The sequence below is a fragment of the Magnetovibrio sp. genome (assembly GCF_036568125.1).
Lineage (GTDB): Bacteria > Pseudomonadota > Alphaproteobacteria > Rhodospirillales > Magnetovibrionaceae > Magnetovibrio.
This window is the reverse complement of record NZ_DATCTF010000004.1, coordinates 118,715-132,586: the sequence shown is the minus strand read 5'-3', so window position 1 is coordinate 132,586 and position 13,872 is coordinate 118,715. Positions and strand designations below refer to the sequence as shown.

The following is a 13,872-nucleotide window of genomic DNA, read 5'->3' as shown; positions in this document are numbered from 1 at the left end:
TTCATTGCCGTTTTGAACGATTTACGTTCGATGTGACTTAGGTCAGCACCCATGACCAAACAGGATCCTGATTACAACGCGATGCGTTTACGTATGCTTTCGGAAATGGATGAAGCCTGCGGCAAATGCGGTGACCGCTATTTTGATGCCCACGGTGTGATGAAATGCCGCCGACCGGATTGCCCTGGTCACCGGGTCCGCGCCACGGCGATGTCCATCTCCGAAGAGAAGATTGACCGTATAAGCTGATCCTTTTCCATTCCCCAGATGCGTACGGTGCCGAAATGCTTTCGCGCCAAGATTGTTCGTCATGGTAGCCATGCCTCTTTTGCATGAGCAAATCAGCGGTTGTTGCGTTTATAATTTTCCGATGACGATACCTGATTATCCCGCGTTGAGCGCCAAGCTCACACAACAAAGCAACGCGATGTGCAGCACCTGCGGCTTGACGGTTTTGCGCAAGGACGGCCGAAATAAACCGTGCATGGAGGATTGTCCGGCGCGCATTCTGTTGCGCAACGCCGAGGTCATTTTGCGCGACTACACATCGAGCTGAGCGGCGCTCAATCGGGCGAGCAGCAGCTTTTCCCACCCAACTGCGTCGGCGGACACGGTACGTCGCCATACGCACAAAACACGCAGCAAGCCGCGCCGGTGGCCTGCAATCGCGCCCCACAGCCCGAACAGGTGTGAAACTGCTGCGATGAATACGGCGGCATTTCCAATTCTTCCCGATGCCCGCAATGCGGACAGGTCAGGGTGCACATGATGATTGTGCCGTCGGGTCCGACGCCGTCGATAGCCATGGTTTAGCGCGCCAACATCGGGCCGAGGGGACGGCCGGCCAGAATATGCACGTGCAGGTGCGGCACTTCCTGATGACTATCGCGCCCGGTGTTGTTGATGGTTCTGTAGCCCGCCTCGACCAGGCCGAGATCGCGGGCGATCTGGCCGACCGCGCGGTACAGGCCGACGATTTCCGCATCCGACGCGTTGGCGGTGAAATCGTCCATCGACGCGTATGCGCCCTTGGGAATCACCAACACGTGAACCGGCGCTTGCGGCGCGATGTCGTTGAACGCCAACACCCATTCGTCTTCGTAGACTTTGTCGCACGGAATTTCGCCGCGCAAAATTTTGGCAAAGATGTTGTCAGTATCGTACGTCATGGCACCCCCCCCTTACAGCTCGCCTCGGGCACGCTTTTCTTCGATCCCGGACACGCCCTCGCGCTTTTGCAATTCACTCCACACTTGATCGGGGGTGATGTCGGCATCGGCCCACAACACCATCAGGTGATAAATCAAATCCGCGCTTTCCGCCGCCAGCGCGTCCGGGCCTTCGGCCAACGCGGCGATGTTGACCTCGACCGCCTCTTCGCCGACCTTTTGTGCGATCGCCGTGCGGCCCTTGTGAAACAGCTTGGCGGTATACGAAGAGTCCGGATCACCGCCCTTGCGGCTGGAAATGGTCTCAAACAATCGGGTCAAAACGGTAACGTCGCTCATGATGCGGTTTCCTCTGTGAGACCGTCCAGGCGTACATCCACGCCGTGCGCGGCCATGTAACGCTTGGCTTCGCCTATGGTATAGGTGCCGAAGTGAAAGATCGACGCCGCCAGCACAGCCGACGCGTGACCGTCGCGCACGCCCTCGACCAAATGATCCAGCGTGCCGACGCCACCCGATGCAATCACCGGAACGTCGACGGCATCGGCGATGGCGCGGGTCAGTTCAATGTTGAAGCCTTGCTTGGTGCCGTCACGATCCATCGACGTCAGCAGGATTTCCCCCGCTCCATAGCTTGCCATGCGTTTTGCCCATTCGACGGCATCGATGCCGGTGGGCTTGCGGCCGCCGTGGGTGAAGATCTCGAACTTGCCGGGCGCCACGGTTTTCGCGTCGATGGCGACGACGATGCACTGGCTGCCGAACTTTTCCGCCGCTTCTTTGACGAATTCGGGATTGTGCACGGCGGCGGTGTTGATCGAGGCCTTGTCCGCGCCCGCCAACAGCAGCTTGCGAATGTCTTCGGTGGTGCGCACCCCGCCGCCGACGGTCAACGGCATGAAACATTGTTCGGCGGTGCGGTTGACGACATCGAAAATGGTGTCGCGGTTTTCGTGACTTGCGGTGATGTCGAGAAACGTCAGCTCATCCGCCCCGGCGGCGTCGTAGACGCGGGCCTGTTCGACAGGGTCGCCCGCGTCGATCAGGTCGACGAAGTTGACGCCTTTGACCACACGCCCGCCTTCGACGTCGAGACACGGAATGATGCGTGCTTTGAGCATCGCGTTTAAGCCCTTTTCGCCTTCAAGAGATCGACCGCTTCGCGGACCTCGATTTGACCGTCGTAAACGGCGCGGCCGCTGATCACGCCTTCGAGAATATCGCCGCCGCGGGCTTGCAGGGCGCGCAAATCGTCCATCGACGAAACCCCGCCCGATGCGATCACCGGGGTCGAAATCGCGCGTGCCAGTTCCAGGGTTGAATCGATGTTCGGGCCCTGCATCAAGCCATCGCGACCGATGTCGGTGAAGATGATCGCGGCGACACCGGCGTCTTCGAATTTTTTCGCCAGCTCGATGGCGGAGATGTCGGACACCTCTGCCCAACCTTCGACCGCGACCAGGCCGTCCTTGGCATCGACGCCGACGACGATACGTCCGGGATAGGCCTTACAGGCCTTGATCACCAGTTCGGGATCGCGCAGCGCCACGGTGCCCAAAATCACCCGGCGCACGCCCTTGTCGAGCCAAAAGCGGATCGTTTCCATGTTGCGGATACCACCGCCCAGTTCGATCGGCACGCTGACGTCGTCCAAGATTGCGTCCACCGCGTCGGCATTGACCGGGCGGCCTTCAAACGCGCCGTTGAGGTCGACCACGTGAATCCACTGACAGCCTTGCTTCACGAACGCGCGGGCCTGCGCGCCGGGATCGTCGTTGAACACCGTGGCCTGGTCCATTTCGCCGCGCAACAATCGCACGCACTTGCCATCCTTCAGATCGATGGCGGGAAAGAAAATCATGATCTATCTCTTTATTAAGTCTTGTCACTGGGGGCGCGTTAAGGCGCCCATTTCAAAAAATTGGCGATGAAGTGCAGGCCCAGGGCCTGACTTTTTTCCGGGTGGAATTGGGTGCCGATCATGTTGTCGCGCCCGACCGCAGCCGTCACCGGCCCACCGTACTCGACCTGCGCCAGCACATGCGCCGGGTCTTTGGTCTTAAATTGAAAGCTGTGCACGAAGTAGGCGTGCTCGCCGTTCGCGATGCCGTCGAACACCGGGTGTGGGGTGAGGATACGCAAGTCGTTCCAACCCATGTGGGGAATTTTCAGCATCGCATCGGTGGGGGTGAGCGCCGTCACGTCGCCCGCAATCCAGCCCAGGCCGGGGGTGTCGCCGAATTCGTGACCGACGTCGCTCATCAATTGCATGCCGACGCAGATGCCGAGAAACGGCCGACCTTTTTCGATCACCGCCTCGTTCAATGCGTCATGCAAACCGTCGACGGCCTCCAACCCGGCCTTGCAGTCCGCAAATGCGCCGACGCCGGGCAACACGATGCGGTCCGCACCGCGCAGATCGTCAGGGTTTCCGGTGACCACGATATCGGCGTTCAGCGCTTGCTCGCCCGCCGCGCGTTCGAACGATTTGGCCGCTGAACGCAGATTGCCGGAACCGTAATCGATGATGGCGACCTTCATATGTCCCTCAAAAGCTTCGATGTCATGTAGGGGTTGGCGTCGAGATAACGACGCTCCGCCTCCTCTTTGTCGTGGGCCGTGACCACTGCGTCTTCAAACATGCCGCGGCGATCCAGCGACCAGCGGCGCAGTTCGTTGGCGATCAGACCGATCACCACCGACACGCCGACCTGCACCACCGATTGCGCGGTGGGGTCAAGGATCAACAGCGGCGCCAGGATGCCCGCCGCCAATTGGATGGCGAACAGCACCAGCGCAACATCCCACGCGCCGATAACCAGCGCCCAGATAAAGCCGAAGACCGCCGCCGGCCAAGAAAATCCGTCCTTGACCAAAGCCAGGTTCGGCTTCAGGCCTGTGTCACGCACGTGAACGGAATAGACGGTCATAAGGTCCTCAAAAGCGTGCGTTACAGCGATCCGCCCAAAACGCCCTTTGTCGACGGAACCTGATCGGCTTTGCGCGGATCGATTTCCACCGCTTGGCGCAGAGCGCGGGCGAGGCCCTTATAACAACTTTCGACGATGTGGTGGTTGTTTTCGCCGTAAAACGTTTCGACGTGCAGCGTCAAACCGGCCGCTTGAGCGAAACCGGCGAACCATTCCTTGAACAATTCGGTGTCCATGTCGCCGAGTTTGTCGCGCACGAACTCGACCTTCCACACCAAGTACGGACGGTTGGATGCATCCAGCGCCACGCGCGACAGCGTTTCGTCCATCGGCGACAGCGCGGAACCGTAGCGCGTGATGCCTTTGCGGTCGCCCAGCGCTTGGGTGAAAGCCTCGCCGATGGCGATGCCGACGTCTTCGGTGGTGTGGTGAAAGTCGATGTGCAGGTCGCCCTTGGCCTCGACCTTGAGATCGATCAGGGAGTGGCGCGACAACTGTTCCAGCATGTGATCGAGAAACCCGATCCCGGTGGAAACGTCGTAGGAACCCGTGCCGTCGAGATTCAATTCGACGAGGATCTGGGTCTCGTGGGTCTTGCGCTCAACGCGGCCTGTGCGCACTGGACGTCCTCCAAAAAAGATAAAGCGGTGTTGACGTGTCCGTTTTAACAGGATCGTTCTGTAAGTACCAGCATCAAAGGGGGCAAAAGAGCGCCCGAGAACCTGCCCGCAACCCTTGACCCATCCGCCAGAGCGGCTTACATCCGGGAGGCTTGCTCATGCACTGAAAACGGATCCGAAAACCATGACCGACACCCGCCAACCCACCTGGCACGGCACCACCATCCTCAGCGTGCGCACCAAAGACGACGTGGTGATGATCGGCGACGGTCAGGTGAGCCTCGGCAACACCGTGATCAAGGGCACGGCGCGCAAGGTCCGTCGTCTCGGCGGCGGTAACGTGATTGCCGGTTTTGCGGGCGCCACGGCGGATGCCTTCACCCTGTTCGAACGCCTGGAAGCCAAGTTGGAGCAATACCCCAACCAGCTGACCCGCGCGTGCGTGGAACTGGCCAAGGATTGGCGCACGGATCGCTATCTGCGCAAGCTCGAAGCCATGATGCTGGTCGCCGACAAGGACGTGTCGTTGGTGCTGACCGGTACCGGCGATGTGCTGGAACCCGACGACGGCGTGATCGCCATCGGCTCGGGCGGCAATTATGCGCTGGCCGCGGCGCGCGCGCTGGCGGGCCAGGACGGCCTGGGCGCCGAAGAAATCGCGCGGCGCGCCATGGAAATCGCCGCCGATATCTGCGTCTTCACCAATTCCAATTTCACCATCGAGAAACTCTGAAAGTTACCTTCTTCATGAGCAGCTTCACGCCTCGCGAAATCGTCTCCGAACTGGATCGCTTCATCATCGGCCAAAACGACGCCAAGCGCGCGGTCGCGGTCGCTCTGCGCAACCGCTGGCGGCGTCAGCAAATTTCTGACGACATGCGCGACGAAATCGTGCCGAAAAACATCATGATGATCGGGCCCACCGGGGTCGGCAAAACCGAAATCGCACGGCGTTTGGCCAAGTTGGCCGACGCGCCGTTCATCAAGGTCGAAGCCACCAAGTTCACCGAAGTCGGTTACGTTGGGCGCGACGTCGAGCAAATCGTGCGCGATCTGGTGGAAAGCGCCGTGCACATGGTTCGCGAAAAACACAAAAACCAAGTCCGTGCCAGGGCCGAATTGGCCGCCGAAGATCGCGTGCTCGATGCCCTGGTTGGCGATCACGCGTCTGAAGCCACCCGGCAGAAGTTTCGCAAAATGCTGCGCGAAGGTGATCTCGACGACAAGGAAATCGAAATTCAGGTGCGCGACGCGGGTGGAAACGGCGCGCCGGCGTTCGACATTCCCGGCATGCCCGGCGCGCAAATCGGCATGATCAATCTCACCGACATGTTCGGCGGCGCGTTTGGCGCGCAGCTGAAACCGAAAAAGATGTCCGTGGCGGCCAGCTACGACATCTTGGTCGCGGAAGAGGCCGATAAGCTGGTCGATGAAGAGGCTCTTTCCAAGGAGGCCATCACCAAGGTGGAAATGGGCGGCATCGTGTTTCTCGACGAAATCGACAAAATCGCGGTGCGCGCCGAACGTTCCGGCGGTGATGTATCGCGCGAAGGCGTTCAGCGTGATTTGTTGCCGTTGATCGAAGGCACCACCGTTTCGACCAAGCGCGGTCCGGTGAAGACCGACCACATTCTGTTCATCGCATCGGGCGCGTTCCACGTCGCCAAGCCGAGCGACCTGCTGCCCGAATTGCAAGGCCGCCTGCCGATCCGCGTCGAACTGCAGGCGTTGACCCGTGATGATCTGGTGCGCATCCTCAAAGAGCCTGAATCCAGCCTGATTCGCCAATACACGGCGTTGATGGCCGTCGAGGGTGTGACGCTGGACATCACCGACGACGCCATCGAGGAACTCGCCACACTGGCTGCGGAAATCAACGCATCGATGGAAAACATCGGCGCACGCCGCCTGCACACGGTGATGGAAAAGCTGCTCGAAGAGATCAGTTTCGAAGCGTCCGAACGCAACGGCGAAACCGTGGTCATCGACGCGAGCAACGTGCGCGATACGGTATCGAACTTGGCGCAAAACGCCGATTTGCGGAAATTCATTCTTTAAGCCGGTTAGGCTTTGGCCATCAATTCGTGCACCGATTTACGCTGATCGGGCAATTTGATGCAATGATATTTCATCACCTTGAGGTCGCCGCAATCGATCGCCGTGATGAGGTCGGCCCAACGTTCGCATTCCCCGACCAGATCGGCGGCGATGTTCAACAGTTCGTCCTTTTTCATCGTCGATAAAAAGTCCATCCACGCCTTCAACACTCGGACGCGAAAGTCGTGGGTGATGTCATCGGGCGGGCGCACATCTAGATTGCAGCCCTGCAACATCGCCACCATCGCCTCTTGCGGCCACAGATGCGGCATTAGGCTCTGATGGCGCGCCCAGATTTGCACCTTTTCGCTGGGCGGATTGGTGTTGGGCAAAACGTAGCTAATGAACAGCATCTCGCCGTCAAGGCGCAGCGCCTCGCTGACCGCGGTGAACAAAGCTTTTTTATCTTTGACCGTGTGGATGGCATCGAACGCCATCATCGCGTCGAAGGACTTGGGCTTGAGCTTGAGGTCTTCCATGTGATCGAAACGGATCGGCGCTTTGCGCTGCAGACCTGCGCGCTTCATGCTTTCCTGACCCATTTTGGCAAGTTCTTTATCGGGCTCGTAACCGGTGATCCAAACGCCGGTTTCTTCGGCAATGGTTTCGCATATTCCGCCCAATCCCGCGCCCAGCAGAAGCAAGCTTTTCTTTTCATCCAGCCCCAACAGCGGCAACAGCAACTTGACGAAGTCGGCGCCACCCGGCGTGGTGTAACCCAGACCCCATAACTTTTCGACGACATTGAGACGGTTGGCGGGCCAATGAACCGGTGCGGCGGGACGACTTTTTTTGGCGTCAGAAAACGGTGATGCCGCTTTCGGCGCGGCGCTTTTGGCAGTGGGTTGATTTTTTTTCAATCCCAGCACGCCGGTAATTTTACCGATCAGGCCTTCCGGTTTTTTCTTCGGCTCTGCCGCCATGCTGTCTCATCCACCGTTTCGGCTTTTGGTGATCTTACGCCCATTTCATATAATATGGTAAAAACGAGGGGTTAAATCTTCATAAAATCGTATTCACGCAAATCCGCGGCGCTGGCCCAGGGTCGATGATTTTTCGGACTTGATCACATATGACGCATAACTTTTGTCCAGCTTGCCGATGTGCTTGATCAACCATTCCTTCATAAAGCCGAGCAACTTGTTCATATCCACGGCATTGGGGTCGGCTTCGAAAGCGGTTAAAAATCCGTGGACCAATTTTTCGATATCGCGGTGATTTTGTTTATGCTTTTCAACATGGGGATAGCGGGTTTTGGAAAAAAGCTCTTCTTCGCGGGCGAAATGCGTTTCGATGTATTGCACCAGGCGCTGCAGGGACTGCGCGATCATCTGATCGCCAAGATTGGCATGAACCGCATGGTGTAGATCGTTGGCGATGTTCACCAGCATCTGGTGATCGTAGTCGATAATCGGATGGCCTATCTCAAGCGCCTTGGACCACTGCATAAGCATGTCCAGTTCTCCTCCTCGGCACCCACGTCAATTGTATGAGAACTTTAGCCTTTCGGCAAACCCGGCATTGAAGGACGGTTCAATAGGCCGGTCCGGAGCTTTTGGCGAGCTTCTGGGCGCGGATTTCGTCAAGGATCCATTGCAGCGTCGGCTCGTCCAGATCGCCGATGGATTCCGCCAGCTCGTTGGCCAGTTCGGTGGCCTTGGCGCTCATCCCGGCGGTGTCCACCGTGACGCGCGGATGAGACAGGCGCGCCAAACGTTTCAGCTCTTCGCTGTCGTCCCAGATCAGGCCGAAATAATCACAGATTTGCATGATCAGACCGGAACCGGGACGGCCACGATTGCCGTGTTCCAGCGCCGACAAATAAGCCCCGGACACACCCAGTGCCGTGGCCATCTGTTTTTGCGATACCCCCTTGGCATCGCGCAAGGTTCGCATTTTTTCCCCAAACGGCGTCATCGCAGCTCCTCGATCCGTGGGGCTGAGGTTAGCGATAAGTGGTTAAATTCCCGTCAAATGGATCAGTGCGCGGCTGAGCCGGTACCCGACATCTGCAACACCACGATCCCGGCAATGATCAAGCCCATGCCAAGCATCGAGCCCAGGGTGAGCGTTTCACCGAACATAAACTGGCCGATCAGGGCGATGGCGGCGATGCCCACACCGCTCCAAATCGCATAAACCAAGCCCACCGGCATGCTCAGCAACGTCAACGATAGCAGCCAAAACGACAGTCCGTAGCCCACAACGACCAGCACCACGGGACCCAGCTTGGACATGCCTTCGGACACCTTCAACGCCGACGTACCGACCACTTCGGCGAATATCGCAAGGCCCAACAGAGCGTAGGGGTGCATTAGACAAACTCCTGAAATGTCGAAATACTCAAAGTATCAAGGGGATAAGGTAACTGTTAGCGCTTTTTCAGGCGCACGTACAGCGCCCCTACGCCACCATCTTTGGGCGAGGCATAACTGAATGCAACCACCTTGGCGCGGTTGGGGTACGAGCTCAGCCAGCGCGGCACCTGTTCGCGCAAAACACCGATCGAGCCATCCGCCCGCGTGCCCTTGCCGGTGATCACCAACACCTCGCGCTTGCCCACCATGTAGGCCGCGTCCAAAAAAGCATCCAATGCGCGGTGCGCCTCGGCCTGGGTTTGGCCGTGCAGATCCAAGCGCCCCTCAAGCCGCACCTGTCCGCGGCGCATACGTTTTGCGGTGGCTTTGTCCAAACCCGGCTGATCTTCGTGGGTCAGCTCGGGCAGTGGCCTGAGCATCGGCGGCGGTGTTTCAGGGCGGACGACGGGCAGGGACGGGCGGCATTTCGCCGGTGGCTTGGCGCCGAAATCTTCCGGCGGAACGTCACGGCCTTTCAAGGGTTCGACCGTTTGCGCCACGGCGCGCCACAGATTCAGGTCATCCTCGGGCGTTTCTGCCTTTTTCTTTTTTGGTGGACGGGGTTTACGAGATTTCGGCATCGATCAGCAAAATTATCAACTTGCGCGGACCGTGCGCACCCAACAACAAGGTTTGTTCAATATCCGCGGTGCGCGACGGGCCGGTGATCCAGTTGACCGTGCGCGGCAGGCGCGGGGTGTCGGGTTTGGCGTCCTGACGCAGGAGATTCCACACCTCTTCATAATTGGCCGCGATCGTTTCTTCGCGGACCACAACAATATGCACGTCGGGCAGGAAGTTCAACGTCGTCGGCGACTGGGCGCTCGAGGTCATCACCAAGGTACCTGTCTCAGAAACCCCGCCATACGCGAACGATAAACCGGCATGGTCCGACCCTACGCCGCGACCAAAGGCGACCTCGATACCCGACCAGTCCATTGCTTGCAATCTATCGTCGGGTGCGATCTTAACCGCGCCGATTTTAGCCTCGTTCAAGATCCCTTTCACCACGTCCGGCACATCGTCGAGACGCGCCAAGCGGCGTACGTCGGCCGCCGCATATTCGGCTTCGGATACGAACAGCGCGGTCCGTGCAGCACCGTCGGCGCGGCCGCGTTCGGGGATCAGGTGCGATCCGCCCTTTTGGATATACCGATCGGCGCGCGAATAGCGCACCGTCGGATTGTGCACCCGATCCAGCGTCGTCTTCAGGCGGGCGAAGATGTCTTTGCGCGCGCTCATCGTTCCCCCTTGCGGTATCTGGATTGAAACGTGCCGCCTTGGGGCGCGGGAAGATCGCGCGCTTTGGTCCAACCGCCTGCGCCGATCAAACGGCGAAACGCACCTCTGCCGCCCGCCAGCTTATGCAAGAGCCCCACACCGAGACTCATCGCCGGACGGTACAGCCACGGCCGCCGTGCCAACATCGCCCAACCTCCAAGCGCTATACGTTGCACAACGCCGGACGCGCCGCCGGGCAATTTGCGCTCAAACGCACGCACCCGCCAACTGCGCAACAGTTGGGGCAGGGGGATGCGCACCGGACAGACCTCTTCGCAGCGCCCGCAAAACGTCGAAGCGCCTGGTAACGGGTGGGCCTCTTCGATACCGACGAAATACGGCGTCAGCACCGAACCCATCGGACCGGGATAGACCCAGCCGTAGGCATGGCCGCTGGTTACGCCATACACCGGGCAATGATTGATGCACGCACCGCAACGGATGCAGCGCAAGATGTCGCGAAACTCCGAACCCAGCAGCTCTGAACGGCCGTTGTCCAACAACACCACATGGAACTGTTCTGGCCCGTCTATGTCGCTCGGGCGCTTGGCGCCGGTGAAGAACGTGTTGTAGACGCTTTGTTCCTGGCCCGTCGCGGTGCGCGCCAACAGGCGCAAAATCAGGGTCGCGTCCTCCAACGTCGGCACCACCTTTTCGATCGAGGTCAAAGCGATGTGCACCGGCGGTAGATTTTGCGTTAGATCGCCATTGCCTTCGTTGGTGACGATCATCGCGGTTCCGGTTTCGGCGACCAAAATGTTCGCCCCGGTGATGCCGACGTCGGCGCGCAGAAATTTTTCGCGCAACTCACCGCGGGCTTCGCTCAACAGCGCAGTTGGTTCCGAGAGATCGCGCGCAGGGTCGAGGTGCGGATGGCTTTCCAAAAACGTTTCCGCGACCTGTTCCTTCGAAATATGAAACGCGGGTGCGATGATGTGACTAGGCGGCTCATTGCGCAGCTGAATGATGTACTCGCCCAAGTCCGTTTCCACCGGGGTGATGGCGTTGGCGATCAGGTGGTCGTTGAGGCCGATCTCTTCGGCGATCATCGACTTGCCTTTGCTGACCGTCTTGGCGCCGGCCTTGCGGCAAATCTCGACGATAATCTCGCGCGCTTCGGCCGCGTCGCTGGCCCAATGCACATGGCCGCCGGCCTTCATGACCTCGGTTTCGAAACGGGCCAGATACATATCCAGGTGATCGAGCACATGGTTTTTCAGATCGCGCGCCTGATCGCGCAGCCGGTCGTATTCCGGCAATCGCGCCATGCCCTGAAGACGTTTTTTTTGAAATCCGTTTTCGAGCGTACGCCCGAGCAGGGTCTGCAAGCGTTCGTCGTCCAGTGCCTTCTTCGCGCCTTTTTGAAAATCGTGACAGTGCGGATCTTGGCTCATGCGTCCACATCCTCACCGATGGCGGGGCCATCGGTCATATTGGCGAGCACCTCAGCGACGTGAAAGACCCGCACCCCCGAACCCCGCCGCCTGAGCTTACCGGACATGTTCATCAAACAACCGAGGTCGCCGCCGAGCAGCAAATCGGCCTCAGCCTTTTCGACGCGATCGGCTTTTTTGTCGACGATAGCCCCCGACACGTCGGGATACTTGATCGAAAACAAACCGCCGAAACCACAACATGCTTCAGACTCTTCCAGTTCGTTCAATATCAGTCCATCGACGGTGGCCAATAGGTGGCGAGGCTGTTTCTTGATCCCAAGCTCCCGCAGGCCCGCGCAGCTGTCGTGATAGGTGGCGCTGCCGTGAAACACCGCGCCACTATCATTTAGGTCGAGATGTTCGACCAAATAGGCGGTCAGTTCGAACGTGCGCGTGGCCAGGTCTTCGGCTTTGCTGCGCCAGTCAGGGTCGTCGGCAAACAGTTTTGGATAGTGATGCACGATCTGGCCGGCGCACGATCCCGATGGCGCGACCACGTGATCGAAATCGGCAAAGGCCTCGATCACGTTTTGAGCCAGCTTGCGCGCGTTTTTCATATCGCCGGAATTATATGCCGGTTGGCCGCAGCAGGTTTGCCCGTCCGGCACCACCACCTCGGCGCCCGCGCGCGCCAGCAGCCGCAATGCGGCGAACCCGACCGACGGACGCATCAAATCGACCAGGCAGGTGACAAACAATCCGACGCGTGGCTTAGAAAAACGGGGCTGGGGAGGTAAAGTATCATTCATAGCGCTACTGTGTGCCCGGCACAGTCCCAATTCAAGCGTTATCGGTTATCGGCCAGGGTCGGCACCACCGACAGCGGCAGCAGGATGAAGTATCGTCCGGGCCGTTTCATATTGCCCGCACGCTTACCGGCGTCCGCGCCGTGACCGAAAAAGATATCGCCGCGCACCACGCCGCGAATGGCCCCGCCGGTGTCTTGCGCGATCATCAGACGTTGAAACGGCCTGTTTGCGTCTAATGGATCGTGGGTCATCAACCATAACGGCGCGCCCAACGGCAGATAGCGCCGATCCACTGCCAGCGAGCGTCCCGACGTCAGCGATACGCCTTGTGCGCCCAATGGACCGTCGCCGTCGCCGATGCCGTCCAACAGACGAAAAAACACGTAGCTGGGATTTTTGCGCAGCAGCTCCGGCCCTGCAACCGGACGGGCATGCACCCAATCGCGAATGGCGTCCATGGTCAGGCGGTCGGCGGGGATTTCGCCGCTGTCGATCAGCACCCGGCCGATGGATTTATAGGTGCGGCCGTTTTTGCCGGCAAAGCCGACCCGCACAAAGGATCCGTCCGACAGCTTCACCAGCCCCGAACCTTGGACATGAAGAAAAAACGCATCGACAGGATCGTCGACCCACAGCAATGGGCGCAATCCCTTGACCTCACCCGCTTCGATGCGGGCGCGGTCGGCGTAGGGCACCAGCTTGCCATCACTTACCTGACCCCAAATGGTGTTGCCGCCCAGTTCGTCGTCAAACGCACCCAGGCTGACGCTGACCAAATCGTCGGGACGGGCGTAAAGCGCGGTTTGATAAGGTCCGCCGCGGTTCCAAGCGCCGTTGAGCTCAGGCTCGTAATAGCCGGTAAACAGACCTTCGGGATCGCCGACGTCGGCGACCTCGTAGGGTACAAACCACGTTTCGAAGAACCGCTTGGCTTGGGCGTGATCGCCAACCGAAACCGTTTTGGCCGCGCCGCATGGACCTTGCCAATTTTGCACCATGCCGCCCGGCGCGGCATCGTTGGCAGCTACGTTGCGATTGTGCGGCAACGTCATCATACGTGCGCACGATTTTTGAAACGCGGCCAATGCTTCGCCGTGTTTATCCGAAGACCAGCCGGGCAAGGCCGAAAAGGTCCAACTGCGCAGTTCGACCTTGGGTTCGGGCCCGGTTTCCGCCTGGGGCGAGGCGGGCAGGGTGGGCGAGGCAGGCATCGGCGCGCACCCGGCGGTCAAC

Annotated in this window: 21 protein-coding genes; 4 read left to right on the top strand and 17 right to left on the bottom strand. The window is 59.4% G+C overall.

Annotation, left to right across the window (positions count from 1 at the left end):
* Positions 1–51 precede the first annotated feature (51 nt).
* On the top strand, positions 52–249 hold the full coding sequence (locus VIN96_RS01105) for a hypothetical protein (protein WP_331893569.1): 198 nt from the start codon (positions 52–54) through the stop codon (positions 247–249).
* A 121-nt stretch (positions 250–370) separates the two neighbouring features.
* On the top strand, positions 371–556 hold the full coding sequence (locus VIN96_RS01100) for a hypothetical protein (protein ID WP_331893568.1): 186 nt from the start codon (positions 371–373) through the stop codon (positions 554–556).
* A gap of 7 nt (positions 557–563) precedes the next feature.
* On the opposite strand, the gene VIN96_RS01095 is transcribed toward VIN96_RS01100, so the two are convergent.
* Genes VIN96_RS01095 through hisB form a run of 8 tightly spaced genes read right to left on the bottom strand, consistent with a single transcriptional unit; the run spans position 564 to position 4,719 of the window.
* Complete coding sequence (locus VIN96_RS01095) at positions 564–806, bottom strand: GDCCVxC domain-containing (seleno)protein (protein ID WP_331893567.1); 243 nt, start codon at positions 804–806, stop codon at positions 564–566.
* Between the two features lie 3 nt (positions 807–809).
* On the bottom strand, positions 810–1,169 hold the full coding sequence (locus tag VIN96_RS01090) for a histidine triad nucleotide-binding protein (protein WP_331893566.1): 360 nt from the start codon (positions 1,167–1,169) through the stop codon (positions 810–812).
* 12 nt (positions 1,170–1,181) lie between these two features.
* Complete coding sequence (locus VIN96_RS01085; protein WP_331893565.1) at positions 1,182–1,508, bottom strand: phosphoribosyl-ATP diphosphatase; 327 nt, start codon at positions 1,506–1,508, stop codon at positions 1,182–1,184.
* The gene (gene hisF, locus VIN96_RS01080) at positions 1,505–2,290 is read right to left on the bottom strand and encodes an imidazole glycerol phosphate synthase subunit HisF (protein ID WP_331893564.1); all 786 of its coding nucleotides are present in this window, start codon (positions 2,288–2,290) and stop codon (positions 1,505–1,507) included. Before hisF ends, VIN96_RS01085 begins: the two co-directional genes overlap by 4 nt.
* Before the next feature lie 5 nt (positions 2,291–2,295).
* Positions 2,296–3,030, bottom strand: coding sequence for a 1-(5-phosphoribosyl)-5-[(5-phosphoribosylamino)methylideneamino]imidazole-4-carboxamide isomerase (gene hisA, locus VIN96_RS01075; protein ID WP_331893563.1), 735 nt, complete (start codon positions 3,028–3,030; stop codon positions 2,296–2,298).
* 38 nt (positions 3,031–3,068) lie between these two features.
* Positions 3,069–3,710 carry an imidazole glycerol phosphate synthase subunit HisH gene (gene hisH, locus VIN96_RS01070; protein WP_331893562.1) on the bottom strand — a complete coding sequence of 214 codons (642 nt, stop codon included), beginning with the start codon at positions 3,708–3,710 and terminating at the stop codon, positions 3,069–3,071.
* On the bottom strand, positions 3,707–4,099 hold the full coding sequence (locus tag VIN96_RS01065; protein WP_331893561.1) for a DUF2628 domain-containing protein: 393 nt from the start codon (positions 4,097–4,099) through the stop codon (positions 3,707–3,709). The genes hisH and VIN96_RS01065 overlap by 4 nt, the downstream gene beginning before the upstream one ends.
* Positions 4,100–4,119: 20 nt before the next feature.
* Entirely contained in the window at positions 4,120–4,719 is a 600-nt protein-coding gene (gene hisB / locus VIN96_RS01060) for an imidazoleglycerol-phosphate dehydratase HisB (protein ID WP_331893560.1), read from the bottom strand.
* A 184-nt stretch (positions 4,720–4,903) separates the two neighbouring features.
* On the opposite strand from hisB, the gene hslV reads away from it, so the two are divergent.
* Positions 4,904–5,452, top strand: a complete 549-nt coding sequence (gene hslV / locus VIN96_RS01055) for an ATP-dependent protease subunit HslV (RefSeq protein WP_331893559.1) — start codon at positions 4,904–4,906, stop codon at positions 5,450–5,452.
* A gap of 14 nt (positions 5,453–5,466) precedes the next feature.
* Positions 5,467–6,777, top strand: a complete 1,311-nt coding sequence (gene hslU, locus VIN96_RS01050) for an ATP-dependent protease ATPase subunit HslU (protein WP_331893558.1) — start codon at positions 5,467–5,469, stop codon at positions 6,775–6,777.
* A 5-nt stretch (positions 6,778–6,782) separates the two neighbouring features.
* Here hslU and VIN96_RS01045 read toward each other — a convergent pair whose 3' ends face one another.
* From VIN96_RS01045 to VIN96_RS01005, 9 genes are all read right to left on the bottom strand, one after another.
* The gene (locus VIN96_RS01045; RefSeq protein ID WP_331893557.1) at positions 6,783–7,739 is read right to left on the bottom strand and encodes a class I SAM-dependent methyltransferase; all 957 of its coding nucleotides are present in this window, start codon (positions 7,737–7,739) and stop codon (positions 6,783–6,785) included.
* A gap of 93 nt (positions 7,740–7,832) precedes the next feature.
* Entirely contained in the window at positions 7,833–8,270 is a 438-nt protein-coding gene (locus VIN96_RS01040; protein ID WP_331893556.1) for a bacteriohemerythrin, read from the bottom strand.
* A gap of 79 nt (positions 8,271–8,349) precedes the next feature.
* Complete coding sequence (locus VIN96_RS01035) at positions 8,350–8,733, bottom strand: helix-turn-helix domain-containing protein (RefSeq protein WP_331893555.1); 384 nt, start codon at positions 8,731–8,733, stop codon at positions 8,350–8,352.
* A gap of 62 nt (positions 8,734–8,795) precedes the next feature.
* On the bottom strand, positions 8,796–9,131 hold the full coding sequence (locus tag VIN96_RS01030; protein WP_331893554.1) for a multidrug efflux SMR transporter: 336 nt from the start codon (positions 9,129–9,131) through the stop codon (positions 8,796–8,798).
* A 56-nt stretch (positions 9,132–9,187) separates the two neighbouring features.
* The gene (locus VIN96_RS01025) at positions 9,188–9,754 is read right to left on the bottom strand and encodes a Smr/MutS family protein (RefSeq protein WP_331893553.1); all 567 of its coding nucleotides are present in this window, start codon (positions 9,752–9,754) and stop codon (positions 9,188–9,190) included.
* Positions 9,738–10,415 (bottom strand): LutC/YkgG family protein, encoded by a 678-nt coding sequence (locus VIN96_RS01020; RefSeq protein ID WP_331893552.1) that lies wholly within the window; start codon positions 10,413–10,415, stop codon positions 9,738–9,740. The genes VIN96_RS01025 and VIN96_RS01020 overlap by 17 nt, the downstream gene beginning before the upstream one ends.
* A complete protein-coding gene (locus tag VIN96_RS01015; protein WP_331893551.1) occupies positions 10,412–11,848 on the bottom strand; it encodes a lactate utilization protein B in 1,437 nt (478 codons plus the stop codon). Before VIN96_RS01015 ends, VIN96_RS01020 begins: the two co-directional genes overlap by 4 nt.
* A complete protein-coding gene (locus tag VIN96_RS01010; protein ID WP_414675580.1) occupies positions 11,845–12,588 on the bottom strand; it encodes a (Fe-S)-binding protein in 744 nt (247 codons plus the stop codon). The genes VIN96_RS01015 and VIN96_RS01010 overlap by 4 nt, the downstream gene beginning before the upstream one ends.
* Positions 12,589–12,677: 89 nt before the next feature.
* Positions 12,678–13,850, bottom strand: a complete 1,173-nt coding sequence (locus VIN96_RS01005; protein ID WP_331893549.1) for a murein transglycosylase A — start codon at positions 13,848–13,850, stop codon at positions 12,678–12,680.
* Between the last annotated feature and the right edge of the window lie 22 nt (positions 13,851–13,872).